The sequence below is a fragment of the Streptomyces sp. NPDC031474 genome, assembly GCF_055581185.1.
In genome coordinates, this window is sequence record NZ_JBVIJX010000004.1 from 320,029 (window position 1) to 333,694 (window position 13,666).

Below are 13,666 nucleotides of genomic sequence, written 5' to 3' on the forward strand. Positions count from 1 at the left end.
AACGTGCACCGATGTGTAGGCGACGTGATGGGGGTCACTTCTTGCTGTCGATGACTGCCTTCATCACGTCCCTTGCGATCGGACCGGCCAGACCGCCGCCGGTGATGTCGCTGCGGTTGGCGGCGCCGTCCTCGACGACGACCGCGACGGCCACCGGTGCGCTGCCGTCCGGCAGCTTCGCGTACGAGATGAACCAGGCATACGGCTTCTCGCTGTTGTTGAGGCCGTGCTGGGCGGTACCGGTCTTGCCGCCGACGGTCACGCCGTTGATCTTGGCCTTGCCGCCGGTGCCCTGCGGGTCGTTGACGACCGTCTCCATCATCTGCTGCAGGGCCTGCGCGGTCTTGGAGGAGACGGCCTGGGACAGCTGCTGGGGCTCGGTCGTCTCCAGGGTGTCCAGGTTGGGGGCCTTGAGCTCGTCGACCATGTACGGCTTCATCAGCTTGCCGTCGTTGGCGACCGCCGCGGCGACCATGGCCATCTGCAGCGGGGTGGCGCGGTTGGAGCCCTGCCCGATGCCGTCCAGCGCGTTCTGCGGCTGGTTGTCCTTGGGGTAGACGGACTCGGCGGCGCGCACCGGGGTGTCCAGCTTGCCCTCGTTGAAACCGAACTTCTCGGCCTGCGCGATCATCTTCTCGTTGCCGACATTGTCGGCCATCTTCGCGAAGACGGTGTTGCAGGACACCATGAGCGCGTAGCGCAGCGTGGCGTTCTCGCAGTCGCCGTGCTCGTTGCGGAGCTTCTGCGTGGACTGCGGCAGCGGGAACGGGTCCGGGGTGTTGGTCTTGGAGTCGATGCCGTCGACCTCGCCGTTCTCCAGCGCCGCCGCGGCCGTGACCACCTTGAACGTGGAGCCCGGCGGGTAGGTCTCGCGCAGCGCCCGGTTCAGCATCGGGTCGTCGGGGTCGTTCTTCTTCTGGACCGCGTTCCACGCCTCCTGGTCCTTGTCGGAGGACCCGGCGAACTTCGACGGGTCGTAGGACGGCGCGGAGACCAGCGCGAGGATCTTGCCGGTGGACGGCTCGATCGCGGCGACCGCGCCCTTCTTCCCGGCGAGCTTGTCGTACGCGGCCTTCTGCGCCGCGCCGTTGAGGGTGGTGACGACGCTGCCGCCCTCCTTCTCCTTGCCCGTGATCATGTCCAGGGTGTTGCGGAAGAAGAGCCGGTCGTCGTTGCCGCTGAGGATGCCGTCCTCCAGCTTCTCCAGCTGGTTGGCGCCGAACGCCTGCGAGGAGCGGCCGGTGACCGGCGCCCACATGGCGCCGTTGGTCCAGGTGCGCTTGTACTTGTAGTCGCCGCTGGTCTCCACCGAACCGGTGATGGCCTTGCCGTCGACGATGATGTCGCCGCGCGGGGTGGAGTAGCGCGTGATGTTGACGCGACGGTTCTGGGTGTCGCTGGCGAGGCTGTCCGCCTTGACGTACTGCAGGTAGTTGTCCCGCAGCAGCAGGGTCAGCACGAGAAGGCCGCAGAAGATCGCGATCCGGCGAAGGGGCTTGTTCATGACGGGCGGACCACCTGGGTCATCTCGGCGTCGGGGTTGGAGGCGGGGGCGGGCGCCGGACGGCGCGCGGTGTCGCTGATTCTGATCAGGATGCCGATCAGCGCCCAGTTGGCGATGACCGACGAACCGCCGTACGCCAGGAACGGCATCGTCATACCGGTGAGTGGGATGAGCCCCATCACACCGCCGGCGACGACGAACACCTGCAGCGCGAACGCGCCGGAGAGACCGATGGCGAGCAGCTTGCCGAACGGGTCGCGGGCGGCGAGGGCGGTCCGCACGCCGCGCTCCGCGATCAGGCCGTACAGCAGCAGCAGCGCCATGATGCCGGCCAGCCCCAGCTCCTCACCGAAGGTGGCGAGGATGAAGTCGGAGTTGGCGGCGAACTTGATCAGCTCCGAGTGGCCCTGGCCCCAGCCGGTGCCGAGCGTGCCGCCGGAGCCGAACGCCCACAGCGCCTGCATGGCCTGCTCGGAGTGGCCGCCGACACCCGCCTGGGAGAGCTTGTACTCCTTCATCGGGTCGAGCCAGGCCTGGACGCGCTGCTGCACGTGCGGCTCGACGCTGGCCACGCCGACCGCGCCGCCCGCGGACATCAGCAGACCGAACACGATCCAGCTGGTCCGCTCGGTGGCCACGTACAGCATGATCACGAACATGCCGAAGAACAGCAGCGAGGTGCCGAGGTCCGTCTCGAAGACCAGGATCAGGATCGAGATCAGCCACACGACGATGATCGGGCCCAGGTCACGGCCGCGCGGCAGATAGAGGCCGAGGAAACGCCGGCTGGCCAGGGCCAGGGCGTCCCGCTTCACCATCAGATAGCCGGCGAAGAAGATCGCCAGCACGATCTTGGCGAACTCACCGGGCTGGATGGAGAAACCGGCCACCGAGATCCAGATCTTGGCGCCGTAGATGTTCTGGCCCAGACCCGGCACGAGCGGCAGCAGCAGCAGGAAGATCGCGCCGACCATCGAGATGTACGTGTAGCGCTGCAGAACGCGGTGGTCCTTGAGGAAGATCAGCACCACGATGAACAGGGCGATGCCCATCGCCGTGTACAGCAGCTGCCGCGGCGCGGCCGTACCGGCCTGCTCGGCCTGCTGCAGGTACTTCGACTGGTCCAGACGCCAGATGGCGACCAGACCCAGCCCGTTCAGCAGCGTGGCCAGCGGCAGCAGCAGCGGATCGGCGTACGGCGCGAACTTGCGGACGACGAGATGGGCGACGCCGGCCAGCAGACCGAGGCCCAGCCCGTAGGCCAGGAGGCCGGACGGCACCTGCTCGTTGATGGCCAGGCCCACGTTGGCGTAGGCGAAGACCGGGATGACGACGGCGAACACCAGCAGCGCGAGCTCGGTGTTGCGCCGGCTCGGCGTACCGATCGAGCCGATCGTGGACGTGTGATGCGTCGGCGAGTTGGTAGTACTGCTCATCGTGTGACGGGGCCTCTCACGGCTTGCCTACTGCTCACCGCACCGCGAGACGACCTTCTGCTCTTCCTCCGAAAGGCTGGGGCCGGGGGTGGGAGTGGCGGTCGCGGATACGGACGGGGACGCGGTTGCCGAGGGGCTCGGCGATGCCTTGGACGTGAGCGACGTGGGGGTGGTTCCCGTGGTGCCGCCGGCCTCGCCCGTGCCGGTCTTCGAACCGGTCTTCGAGCCGGTCTTGCCCGCCGGGGTGGCGTCGGCCTGCTTCTTGCAGGCAGAGGCCTGGACGGCCAGCTCGTCGATCTTCTTCTGGGCGGCGGACAGATCGCCCTCGGCGATCGTCGACTCGACCAGCTTCTGCTGGTACTCCGGGAGGTACTTGAGTTCGATCTCGGGGTGGTCCTTCTCGACCTTCGACAACGACACCCACGCCAGGTCCTGACTGATGCCCCGGTACAGGGCGACGTGCTCGTCCTTGGTGCCGACGTAGTACTGCGTCTGCGTCCAGCGCCAGCCGCCGTACAGGCCGCCGCCGATCACGGCGAGCGCGAGCACACTGTAGAAGGATCTCTTCAGCCACTTACGGCCCTTGCGCGGCTTCACGAAGTCGTCGTCGGTGTAGTCACCGAAGCCGTCGGTCGGGATGAAGCCGGTGATGTCGCCGCCGGAGCCGGGCGGTCCGAACTCGCCGCCCCCGCCGTGCCCCTGCTGCCTGCGGCCGAGACCGGAAGCCCGGCCCGCCGGCGTCTGCATGATGCCGTTGTCGTGCAGCTGCAGCTGGTTCTCGGCGACCGCGCCGACCACCACCGGGGTGTCCGACAGCTGCCCGGCGAGCGTGTCCCCGGTGTCCAGGTCGAGGACGTCGGCCACGATCACGGTGATGTTGTCGGGGCCGCCGCCGCGCAGCGCGAGCTGGATCAGCTCCTGCACCGTCTCCTGCGGGCCCTGGTAGCTGGCGAGAGTGTCCTCGAGCGTCTGGTGGGAGACCACCCCGGACAGCCCGTCGGAACAGATCAGATACCGGTCGCCGGCGCGGACCTCCCGGATGGAGAGGTCCGGCTCGACATGCTCGCCGCTGCCCAGCGCGCGCATCAGCAGCGAGCGCTGCGGGTGCGTGGTGGCCTCTTCCTCGGTGATACGGCCCTCGTCGACGAGGCGCTGCACCCAGGTGTGGTCCTGCGTGATCTGCGTCAGCACGCCGTCACGCAACAGGTAGGCACGCGAGTCGCCGACATGCACCAGACCCAGACGCTGGCCGGTCCACAGCAGAGCGGTCAGCGTGGTCCCCATGCCCTCGAGCTGGGGATCCTCCTCCACCAGGGCGCGCAGCTGGTCGTTGGCGCGCTGGACGGCGGTACCGAGCGAGGTCAGAACGTCGGAGCCGGGGACGTCGTCGTCGAGGGCGACGATCGTGGAGATGGCCTCCGAGGAGGCGACCTCACCCGCGGCGGCGCCGCCCATGCCGTCGGCGATGGCGAGCAGGCGCGGACCGGCGTAACCGGAGTCCTCGTTGCCCTCCCGGATCATGCCCTTGTGCGATCCGGCGGCGAAACGCAGTGACAGACTCATGCGCACCTCGCCCGTCGGCCCCGGGTACAGCCGGTCGTGTCGAGCCACACTGCCCACCCTCCGCTCGGGAGCACACCGGGGCCCTGAGTGCCGGCCGCCGCCGCGTGCTCGCTCCGCTCGCGCTCACTCATGATGCAGCACTACTTCCGAAGCTCGATGACGGTCTTGCCGATACGGATCGGCGCGCCCAGCGGGATCGGTGTGGGAGTCGTCAGCCGCGATCGGTCGAGATACGTGCCGTTGGTGGAGCCCAGGTCCTCGACGATCCACTGACCGTCGCGGTCCGGGTAGATCCTGGCATGGCGGCTGGAGGCGTAGTCGTCGTCCAGCACGATCGTGCTGTCGTGCGCCCGGCCCAGCGTGATGGTCTGGCCCTGGAGCGCGACGGTGGTGCCGGTGAGGGTGCCCTCGGACACGACCAGCTTCGTCGGTGCGTTACGGCGCGTGCGGCCGGCGGCGGCCGGCTGCTGGCGCTGCTGCGGGGGCGCCTGCTGGCGCTGGGCCTGCTGCTGCGCCCGCCCCGCCTCCCGGCGCGACCCGCGCTGGGTGACACGCGTACCGAACAGATCGCTGCGGATGACCTGCACGGCCACGATCACGAACAGCCACAGTACGGCCAGGAAACCCAGCCGCATGACCGTGAGGGTCAGCTCTGACATTGCCCCCGCTTCACCCTTCGGCTTGCCGGTAAATGATGGTGGTGCTGCCCACGACGATCCGCGAGCCGTCGCGGAGCGTAGCGCGCGTGGTGTGCTGCCCGTCCACCACGATGCCGTTGGTGGAACCGAGATCCTGGATCGTCGAGGGCGAACCGGTCCGGATCTCGCAGTGCCGACGCGACACGCCGGGGTCGTCGATCCGCACGTCGGCCTCGGTGCTACGGCCCAGCACCAGCGTCGCGCGGGAGATCTGGTGGCGGGCACCGTTGATCTCGATCCAGTGGCGGGTGCGGGACCCGGGCTGCGGAGCCCCGGCCAGCCCCCCGCCTGCCCCGCCGGGGCGCTGCGCGCCTGCGGCGGGCGGGTAGCCGTAACCGCCGGGACGGGCGCCGGGGGCGCCGGGCGGCGGAGCGGACGGCATGGGCGGAGCCGCGGCTCCGCCGCCGGCGCTGAGATACGGAGCGCTGCCCGGTCCGCCGGGCCGCTGTCTGCCGCCCGCGGCGGGCGCCTGCTCCGGCGCCTGGCTGCTGGAGGAGGCGAGCGTACGGCTGCGCACCCGGTACAGGCCGGTGTCGAGGTCGTCCGCCTTCTCCAGGTTGACCTTGATCGGTCCCATGAAGGTGTAGCGCTGCTGCTTGGCGTAGTCGCGCACCATGCCGGCGAGCTCGTCGCCGAGCTGGCCCGAGTAGGGGCTGAGCCGCTCGTAGTCCGGCGTGCTCAACTCCACGATGAAGTCGTTGGGGACGACCGTGCGGTCGCGGTTCCAGATGGTCGCGTTGTTGTCGCACTCACGCTGGAGCGCGCCGGCGATCTCGACGGGCTGGACCTCGGACTTGAAGACCTTGGCGAAGGTGCCGTTGACCAGACCCTCGAGACGCTGCTCGAACTTCTTCAGAACTCCCATGGGGCACCTCCTCCGTAGTGGCTGCCGTCCTGTGTCGTGCCGCTCGCCTTGCCGGTCACGTTGCCGCTTACCTGGTACTGCTTACTGATCGTATCCACGCGCCGGTGAATCGGCTGGTTCCCCCTGTCGGCCCCGTCGACGGGTGTCGACTCCCTCGTGCGCACCTGCTTCGGACTCTCGCTTCTGCCCAGGATCGTAGAGGCGGCCGTGGACCAGTGTCCCGCACCCGACTGTGCTCCTGGTCCGGCTCCTGGGGAGACGGTCGCCATAGGTACGAGGTTGATACGTGAACCAGTCACCACGGAGACGTACGGGGTCGCCGACCGTCCCCCACCTGCTCCCTGCCCGCGAAATAGGGATGTGAACGCACCCTGGACCGCGTGCTAATGTTCTGCATGTCGGAAGGCGGCGGGCCGAAAAGCCCACAAACCTGAGGACACACCCAATGCGCGGGTGGCGGAATAGGCAGACGCGCTGGATTCAGGTTCCAGTGCCCGCAAGGGCGTGGGGGTTCAACTCCCCCCTCGCGCACCAGGGAGCACCGACGAAAGTGCTCTAGTTGCACCGACGGAACGGGCCGCATCGTGATCACGATGCGGCCCGTTCTGCTGTCTGTGGCCAGAAACACGTGGACCGCCGACGGCTGGGGCCGTCGGCGGTCCGGTTTTTGGGTGTGTGGATCTTCGGTTGCTGTGCCGGGGGTTGGTTGTTCGACTGTGGGCTACTGCTGGCTTGTGAGGAAGCTCTCAGGGCTGGGTGACGTGGCCCTTGGGGGTCCAGGTTCCCAGTGGCTTGGTCTTGCGGCGGCGAGTGGGTCGGCGGTGGGGCCGGTCACCGTGGAGGGCGATGGAGTCCGCCCAGGCGGTGAGCTTGCGGCGGTTGGCGTGGGCCAGTTGGAAGGCCAGCAGAAGGGTCTGGGCGGCGATGCCGCGGATGCGGCGGGTGCCGGCGTCTTCGAGGCGTTCGTAGAGGGGGTCCTTGGCGTAGCCGTTGATGCCTTCGACGCTGTTGCGGAGCCGGAAGTACACGCGCTGCCAGGTTTCGGAGCCGTACTGGAGGGGCTGCCACAGGTTGGCGCCGGCTTCCGGCGGGACCGTGACCGTCTTCTGGCTGCAGCACAGAGGTGAGCCCGTGGGGCTGGGGGTGGGGTCTACGAGGGGCAGGTGGATGCCGCGTCCGAGGGTGTGCTTCTTGAGTGGGCACTGGGCGCGGTTGGCTTCGGCGGGGCACATGACGCGACGGTGGCCTTCGGCGTCGGGGCGCTGCTTGGGCATGAAGAGGTAGGCGGCTCGGGCTCGGATGCGGTCGATCCAGGTCTGCTTGTCGATCTTCTCGGCGATCAGGTCCTTGGTGGCGTCCTTGAGGGTCTGGGGCATGGAGGGGCAGTACCAGTTGCCCTCGACGAGTTCGGCGCCGGCGAAGCCGGCCTGGACGCCGAGTTGGTCCTTCGCGTAGTCGTAGACGGGCTCGTAGCCCATGGCGCGGATGGGGAGCTGGTAGTTCTCCGGTTTCTGGTTGTTGTAGGCGCGGTCGCCGGCCAGGTAGCCGCGCGGGAGGCTGTCGTCGATCTGCTGGAGGGCTTCGATGGCGACGTGGCCGGGGCGGTGGCTGGGCTTGTCGACGGAGAAGGCGATGACCAGTGCGGGGACGACATCGGGGTTCGCGGAGCCGTCGGGCAGCGGGACGCCGTCGTGGTTGGGGTCGCGGGCGATGACGAGCGAGGCGTCGTAGCCGAACAGCCGCTTCTTGATCCGGTCTGTTTTCTTCCGGAGTTTGGCGCCGTTCTTGTCCTGCTGGGCGGGGGCGAGGTCGTCGAGGGCGAGGGGGTCTTTGTGCTTGGCGGTGCGGACGTACCAGGCGGCGTCGGGGTCGGTGGAGGTGACGGGGCTGTTGGGGGCGAGGCCCTTGGCGTAGGTGCCGAGGACGGTGGCGTCGACGCAGGCCGATCCGTCCCAGTGGCCTTCCAGGAGGGGCAGGGCCTCGCGCAGAGACATGGTGACGATCATGTTGGCCACGCGGAGCATGAGCGTGCGCTTGCGGGCGAGGTCGGCGGGGTCGGTCTGGGCCAGGAGCTTCTCGGCGTGGCGGCGGGCCAGCCGGTGGTTCTTGGGCAGTGGGGACGGGTCGATCGCGTCGAGGACGCTGTGGATGCGACGGCGGACGACGGCGTAGGCGGCTTCGAAGCCATGGTCGTGATCGGGGTAGCGGCGTAGACCGAGTTGCTGGCGAACCTCGTCGGAGAGCGCGAAGTAGAGCAGGTCCGTGACAGCAGTGAAGAGGATGACGCCGCCGTTGCGTGCGGCGGTCAGGCACATGCCGACCAGGAGGGCCTCGACCGGAAGGGTGCAAGGGCTGCCTGTTCCACGGGCGACGAGCGGTTGGATCTCCTCGACCAGGCCGGAGGCGGCCACTTCGTCGAGGATCTCCATGGCCTCGTGGTCGGGGACGAGGGCACGCTGGGAGCGCAGGCGGGCGATGCGGGGGTGGCGTGCGAGACGGCTGTTCACCGGTTTACAGCTCCTTCAGTGCGGCGGCGGCCTGGTCGGGCGAGAGGTTGCGGACGTGGGGCAGTACCCGGTCGATCGAGCGCAGAGTGGTCAGGCCGGCGGCGGCCATCAGGGTGGGCAGGTGCATGCGGGCTTCGATCGCGTCGACGAGCCAGGTGGCGCGTGCCCGGCCTATGACCAGCGGCGGCGTTCCGGGCGGCTTCTTGGTGCGGGCGAGGAAGTTGGTGACCGTGTTGGTGCCGCGGGCGCGGCTGCTCGGACGGAAGAGGGAGCGGGCCTGGCCGGGACGGGAGGCCCAGGCGGTGGTCTCGGTGAGAACCGGGGCCCAGGCGCTGCGGCACAGCACCACACGGGCACGCTGTCCGCGGACCGCTACGGCCACAGCGCCATTGGGTGCCTCGCGGACGTCGTGGGTCCGCAGCGGGATGATTTCGGGTGAGTCCAGGGCGCAGCCGAAGCCGAGGGCGAGCAGCGTCAGCAGGCCGTACCGCAGCTCGTCGGTCGGCTGGGAGCGGGCTGAGGCGTACAACTGGGCCTGTTCCGGCTGCGTGTACGGGCGGGAGGCGTCCGAGCCGGAGTATGCGGCCGGGTTGCCGGTGATCAGGTCGGGGCCGAGCAGGGCGCGGCGGAGTTTGTTGAGGCGGCAGCGGCGGTTGGAGCGGGAGGACTCCTCCAGGTGCAGGCAGCCGGTGGCTAGGTACCACTCGATCGCCTCCGCGGTGAGCAGGTGCTCTGCCTTCGTGGGGCGCCCGGAAGCGTCCGCGTGCGCGGCGGCGTGCGCGAGGGCACCGAGCCAGTCGCGGGCCTCCTTCGGCGTGGCCGGCTTGGCCTTGGCCACCGCGCGGCGGCAGTCGGGGCCGACGCGGTCCCAGACGGGGCCGGAAAGCTGAGGCCGGTAGCGCTCGATCGCGTCCATCGTGACTCTCCACCAGGAAAAGACCCCGGGAGGGGTGTTATTCCAATAGCATGACGTGGAGGTGGCGGACACTGTCATGTCTGGAGGGCCGGATGGGCGACACTCTTCGACGTGCCCCAGGGAGACAAGCGACGACTCAAGCCCCTCACATACGTGGTCGAGGGCATCTGGCCGCACGCTGTGCTCGGTGACCACCACGGGGCCTGGGTCGCGCAGGAGGTGGCGGCCCGGCTGCGCCGGGTGATCGACGCCAACGGCTTGTCCGTCGCCGAGGTGTCCCGGCGCACCGGGGTGTCCCGGATGACAATCGTGCAGGTGCTCGACGGCGCGGTGTGGTGCGACCTTCTGACGATCGCGAACCTGGAGAAGGCGCTGGAGGTGGACCTGTGGCCCGGCCGTGAGCCGGGCAATCCTCCGCAGTGAATTCGCATGGGCATTCGGCTCCTCGGGAAAGAGGCAGAGGAATATGGCCGAATGCCGGACACGCCCAGGCGGAGCCGGGTAGTGTCGGAAACGGCCGTAGCTGGTCACGACCGTCGCCGCAGACCCAGGGGGCAACCTGGATCGCTTTATGCGGCGGCGGTCAATTTTGTAGTGGTGCTGCGTGGATGGCTTATCGTGGGCGGAATGGCTTGAGCTATTCGAACTTCCAGTTCATACGCGGGCGGTAGTAGACGTGCCGATCGTCCTCACGCGTGATTCGCTCCACGGCGCCGACCAGGGTCAGGGCCCGCAGGCAGTTGCGCAGGCGCTTGCGCCCCCGAGGGTCCTCCTTGGGGATGCCCAGGATTTTCGCGATGTCCTCACTGCCCCAGGCGATGTCGAGGCGGGAGGCGATGACGTTCAGGATTTCCTGCTGTTTCTTGCTGCGGATGATGATTTCGGCTGATGGCGGTCCCGCATCCGCCGGCGATGGTGCGGGGTCGGTAGGCGCGGGCGGCTTCGTGTCCGATACGGATGGTTCCCGGAGCTGCGGGTCCGGGACGATGCGCAGCGTCACTGGAGGGGCGGGCTGAGCGGTGAAGATGCCGTGCTCTCTGGCGCGTTCGTGCATGGCCCGCAAGCGCGACTGCATCCCCACCAGGCCTTGTGCCTCATCGCGGTGAGTGATCAGCGCCTCGCACTTCTCGGTTTCCTCTCGCAGTGCCGCGTTCAGCGTTTCGATGGCTGCTTGGGATTTCTCGATAAGGGCGTCGTACTGACGGACCGCTTGCTCCGCTTCGTCCCCGAGGTCAGCCGGGGGACTTGGGAAAGTCTCCTGGTACGTCATGCGGACCACGTTAGGGGCAAAGCCAGTTGGCTGTCTGGCCTTTTGGGGACCAGTTGGCTTTTTGGTGGCTGCAAGCCTTGTAGGGCATCCCTTTATCGTCTACATGTTCGTCATTAGCTTTTGTGTATGGATGTTTTGGGTCTCGGAGGAGGCTTTACCCGCGGCTGGGAAGAGACAGCTCGGAAAGCAGCGAAACCGTCAGCTGTTCGGTGCCTTCGCGAATGGCACGGACGGCTCCGGCGCGCAGGAGGAGGGCCAGTTGTCCCACGTTGCCGCTGGTGCGCTGGTGGAGAAGGGCCGCCTGGGCGGTCAGGGTGCCTGGCTTGTGTGCGTGTAGGCGCAGAGCGTGCTCGGCCCGGCTGATGACGTTTTGCCAGATCTCGCCGTCGGGAACGAGGTCCAGGCGTACCGACAGCAGCCGACGGTGCGGCGTGTGCGTCACCGTTGTGGCGAGAGATGTGGGGCTGCCGATCCCGGCGAAGACGAACGTCGCCGGGATGCGGTCGCACAGGTAGTCCAGAGTCTCGGCCACGGCCGTGTCCGACCAACCTGGACTGCGAAGTTGCTGGACTTCGTCGACGAGGACCAGGCCGGTGTGCGCGGCTGCCATTGCCTCGCTCACCCGGACCGCCAGGTCGGCGGTCGTGGGTGAGCCGCGCAGCGGGATGCCGAGACTCCGCGCCAGTTCGGCCAGAAGAAGCCGCGGCGAGGTGGCGGGCGGCAGCCGGACATAGATCACCGGCATGGTCGAGTTGCCTGGTTCCTCCGAGGAGCTCTCGGGCAGTTGGGCGGTGTAGCGGCGGGCTGCTTCCAGCATGGCTGTGGTCTTGCCGGTACCAGACACCCCGTGCAGCAGCACTCCGTGGCGGGCGCCTGCCCCGTACCGGTTGAGGTCCAGCAGCTCCTCGATCCGCTGAGCGGCGTATACGACGCCCGGCACGCGCAGTGGGAGCCTGGCGTGATAGGACACGCGGACATCCTCCGGTGCCACGCGCGAGCCGTCCGCCAGGGCCGTAAACGGGGAGACCACCCAGTCACGACAGGACGACCCGGCCCACGAGACGGGACTGGGCGCGCTTTCGCCGGAGGCCGTGTCCGGCTGCCGCCGGGCGATGGCGGCGTAGACCTCCGCGTGTTCGAGCGGCGCGTGATGCAGGACGGTCTGGATGGCGGACCGCGCAGCAGGAGATGCGGCGGGAACCGTGATCCACTCGTCGTCTCCGGACCGCAGCCACACACGGCGGAGGTCGTACGGGTCCCAGCGCACCTCGAACGACCTGCGGCCGCCGCCGGGCGACACCGAGGAACGCAGGCGGTCCAGGGCCGTCGCGTTGTAAGTGTGCCCGCCGAGCCGCAACCCCTGGGGCCCGACCACTCTCCAGGACACGTTAAGAAGTGCTGGGAAAACCTGCGGAGGAAACGGCGTCGGTGTCCATCCCGCTGAAGCGGTCAGCGTCTCGTGACGGGCCCGGGGCGTGTGCGTTCCGCCTGCGGGTGAGGTCGGCACGGGGGTCTCCGGCCAGATACGGGTCACCCACGCGTCGAGCAGGTCCTGCACCATCTCGGGCGGCCATCCGGTCTCGTGCGCGGCCCGCCCGGCGGTGGACAGCAGATGGTCGGTGAACAGGGACGCGAAGTGGTCCAGTGTGCGCTCTACAGCTTGGCGGTCCGTCGGCCGCACACGCTGCGCGTACCGCACGTGGATGCCCAGTTGGACGCAGGCTTCGCGCAGTGTCCGCAGGCCGGGAGCGTTGGACCCGTCGGCGACGAGGCTGGCCGGACGGACGATCAGTGAGGACGTGTGTCGCCGCTCCGTGCCATGGAGCCGTCCGGACAGGACGGTGCCCCAGTCGGCGTACACGTCCAGGGGCGAGCACATCCGGGCAAGCAGCGTCGTGTGCAGCGGCGGCCGGTGCCCGGTGTGGACGACGGCCGCTAGTACGAGCCTGGTCGCCTCGTCCAGAGCGACCAGCAGCCGAAGGCGTTCCTTTGGGTCTGCCCCGCCGGATGGCAGGGGCAGCTCGACCGTGTCGAGATGAACGCGCTCGCCCACGGCCACATCGTTCACCCGGCGGAGCCGCGTCTTCCCTTCGCTGACAAGCATCTCGGCGGCGAGCCGCCGGACGGCGGCCCGGGGCGGCCTGGGCAGCTCGCCCGCCGCGATGGGCCCGGCCAGCCGGGCCAGCACCTGATTGTGTAGATGCCTGGCCGTCGGGGGGGCTCCTGACCGTTGTGTGGCGAGCACCTCCCAGACCGTCGTCCGTACCCGGGGATCCAGCTGGGCTTCGTCGGGCATGTGCCGCCGGGCCCGGCCGTCGGCGAGACCTGCCAGTCCCTGCTGCTGATACCGCTGCCGCTTGCGCTGTACCGTCCGCGAGGAAGCCCCGCCCACCCCCAGGTCGGCCAACTCCCTTGCTTTGGTTTCTTCCCGCTCGGCCAGCGTGTGGCGTGACGGGTCGTAGGCCGGGAGCGGCTCGGTGCCGGGCGGGGCGTCGTGCGGCACACCGGTCAGCACCTCGGTGACGTGCCGCCGCCACCACTTCGCCCGCTCCAGCGCCGCCTCCGGCAGGGGCGGCGCCGACTGCTCCGGAGGTCCTGTGCCCTGCCCCAGGAACGCGAAGTCCCCCGAGGCCAGCAGTGAGATCACGTCGACGTGCTCGGTGGCGCCGAGGTTGTCCAGCAGCGCAACGCGCCCACCGCACACGCCGGTCACCGTGCACACCTGCCCGTCGAACCGGACCTGGTCTCCCAGGCTCAGCCGGTCGGGCCACAGCGTGTCCATCCGCTCCTCGGCATCCGCACAGGGCCGGGCCGAGCGGTCCCGGGCCGGCCCTGTGCGTTCACACCGCGCATGGGCCGGTCCGGCACCGCTCGGTCCGACCGGTCTCTATATCCAGTGAACTGGAT

The 13,666-nt window shown here is 68.9% G+C and carries 10 protein-coding genes and 1 tRNA gene; 2 read left to right on the forward strand and 9 right to left on the reverse strand.

From position 1 onward, the window contains the following. Window positions 1-34: 34 nt before the first annotated feature. From ACZ5SK_RS09720 to ACZ5SK_RS09740, 5 genes are all read right to left on the reverse strand, one after another. Window positions 35-1,504 carry a penicillin-binding transpeptidase domain-containing protein gene (locus ACZ5SK_RS09720; RefSeq protein ID WP_361706291.1) on the reverse strand — a complete coding sequence of 490 codons (1,470 nt, stop codon included), beginning with the start codon at window positions 1,502-1,504 and terminating at the stop codon, window positions 35-37. Next, window positions 1,501-2,940, reverse strand: a complete 1,440-nt coding sequence (locus tag ACZ5SK_RS09725) for an FtsW/RodA/SpoVE family cell cycle protein (protein WP_334578695.1) — start codon at window positions 2,938-2,940, stop codon at window positions 1,501-1,503. The genes ACZ5SK_RS09720 and ACZ5SK_RS09725 overlap by 4 nt, the downstream gene beginning before the upstream one ends. A 27-nt stretch (window positions 2,941-2,967) precedes the next feature. Then, on the reverse strand, window positions 2,968-4,503 hold the full coding sequence (locus tag ACZ5SK_RS09730; RefSeq protein ID WP_334578696.1) for a Stp1/IreP family PP2C-type Ser/Thr phosphatase: 1,536 nt from the start codon (window positions 4,501-4,503) through the stop codon (window positions 2,968-2,970). Between the two features lie 140 nt (window positions 4,504-4,643). After that, complete coding sequence (locus ACZ5SK_RS09735) at window positions 4,644-5,162, reverse strand: FHA domain-containing protein FhaB/FipA (protein ID WP_069769333.1); 519 nt, start codon at window positions 5,160-5,162, stop codon at window positions 4,644-4,646. A gap of 10 nt (window positions 5,163-5,172) precedes the next feature. Beyond that, window positions 5,173-6,066, reverse strand: a complete 894-nt coding sequence (locus tag ACZ5SK_RS09740; RefSeq protein ID WP_334578697.1) for a DUF3662 and FHA domain-containing protein — start codon at window positions 6,064-6,066, stop codon at window positions 5,173-5,175. A gap of 447 nt (window positions 6,067-6,513) precedes the next feature. Here ACZ5SK_RS09740 and ACZ5SK_RS09745 point away from each other — a divergent pair. After that, window positions 6,514-6,600: transfer RNA gene (locus ACZ5SK_RS09745), tRNA-Leu, on the forward strand. A 212-nt stretch (window positions 6,601-6,812) separates the two neighbouring features. Here the strand turns inward: ACZ5SK_RS09745 and ACZ5SK_RS09750 are convergent. Together ACZ5SK_RS09750 and ACZ5SK_RS09755 are read right to left on the reverse strand one after the other, a co-directional pair. Further along, window positions 6,813-8,573: a hypothetical protein gene (locus tag ACZ5SK_RS09750; RefSeq protein WP_468575687.1), complete on the reverse strand. Its 1,761-nt coding sequence runs from the start codon at window positions 8,571-8,573 to the stop codon at window positions 6,813-6,815. 4 nt (window positions 8,574-8,577) lie between these two features. Continuing rightward, window positions 8,578-9,489: a hypothetical protein gene (locus ACZ5SK_RS09755; RefSeq protein WP_468575688.1), complete on the reverse strand. Its 912-nt coding sequence runs from the start codon at window positions 9,487-9,489 to the stop codon at window positions 8,578-8,580. 111 nt (window positions 9,490-9,600) lie between these two features. Between ACZ5SK_RS09755 and ACZ5SK_RS09760 the strand changes: the two genes are divergently transcribed. After that, the gene (locus ACZ5SK_RS09760) at window positions 9,601-9,912 is read left to right on the forward strand and encodes a helix-turn-helix domain-containing protein (protein ID WP_468575690.1); all 312 of its coding nucleotides are present in this window, start codon (window positions 9,601-9,603) and stop codon (window positions 9,910-9,912) included. 214 nt (window positions 9,913-10,126) lie between these two features. Here ACZ5SK_RS09760 and ACZ5SK_RS09765 read toward each other — a convergent pair whose 3' ends face one another. Both ACZ5SK_RS09765 and ACZ5SK_RS09770 read right to left on the reverse strand, forming a co-directional pair. Next, window positions 10,127-10,759 (reverse strand): hypothetical protein, encoded by a 633-nt coding sequence (locus tag ACZ5SK_RS09765; protein ID WP_468575692.1) that lies wholly within the window; start codon window positions 10,757-10,759, stop codon window positions 10,127-10,129. Window positions 10,760-10,913: 154 nt separating this feature from the next. Beyond that, window positions 10,914-13,541, reverse strand: coding sequence for an AAA family ATPase (locus ACZ5SK_RS09770; RefSeq protein ID WP_468575694.1), 2,628 nt, complete (start codon window positions 13,539-13,541; stop codon window positions 10,914-10,916). Between the last annotated feature and the right edge of the window lie 125 nt (window positions 13,542-13,666).

Excerpts from the sequence above, each read along its gene's own strand:
- ACZ5SK_RS09720 (WP_361706291.1), bottom strand. The coding sequence starts at position 1,504 with ATGAACAAGCCCCTTCGCCGGATCGCGATCTTCTGCGGCCTTCTCGTG.
- ACZ5SK_RS09725 (WP_334578695.1), bottom strand. The coding sequence starts at position 2,940 with ATGAGCAGTACTACCAACTCGCCGACGCATCACACGTCCACGATCGGC.
- ACZ5SK_RS09730 (WP_334578696.1), bottom strand. The coding sequence starts at position 4,503 with ATGAGTCTGTCACTGCGTTTCGCCGCCGGATCGCACAAGGGCATGATC.
- ACZ5SK_RS09735 (WP_069769333.1), bottom strand. The coding sequence starts at position 5,162 with ATGTCAGAGCTGACCCTCACGGTCATGCGGCTGGGTTTCCTGGCCGTA.
- ACZ5SK_RS09740 (WP_334578697.1), bottom strand. The coding sequence starts at position 6,066 with ATGGGAGTTCTGAAGAAGTTCGAGCAGCGTCTCGAGGGTCTGGTCAAC.
- ACZ5SK_RS09755 (WP_468575688.1), bottom strand. The coding sequence starts at position 9,489 with ATGGACGCGATCGAGCGCTACCGGCCTCAGCTTTCCGGCCCCGTCTGG.
- ACZ5SK_RS09765 (WP_468575692.1), bottom strand. The coding sequence starts at position 10,759 with ATGACGTACCAGGAGACTTTCCCAAGTCCCCCGGCTGACCTCGGGGAC.
- ACZ5SK_RS09770 (WP_468575694.1), bottom strand. The coding sequence starts at position 13,541 with ATGGACACGCTGTGGCCCGACCGGCTGAGCCTGGGAGACCAGGTCCGG.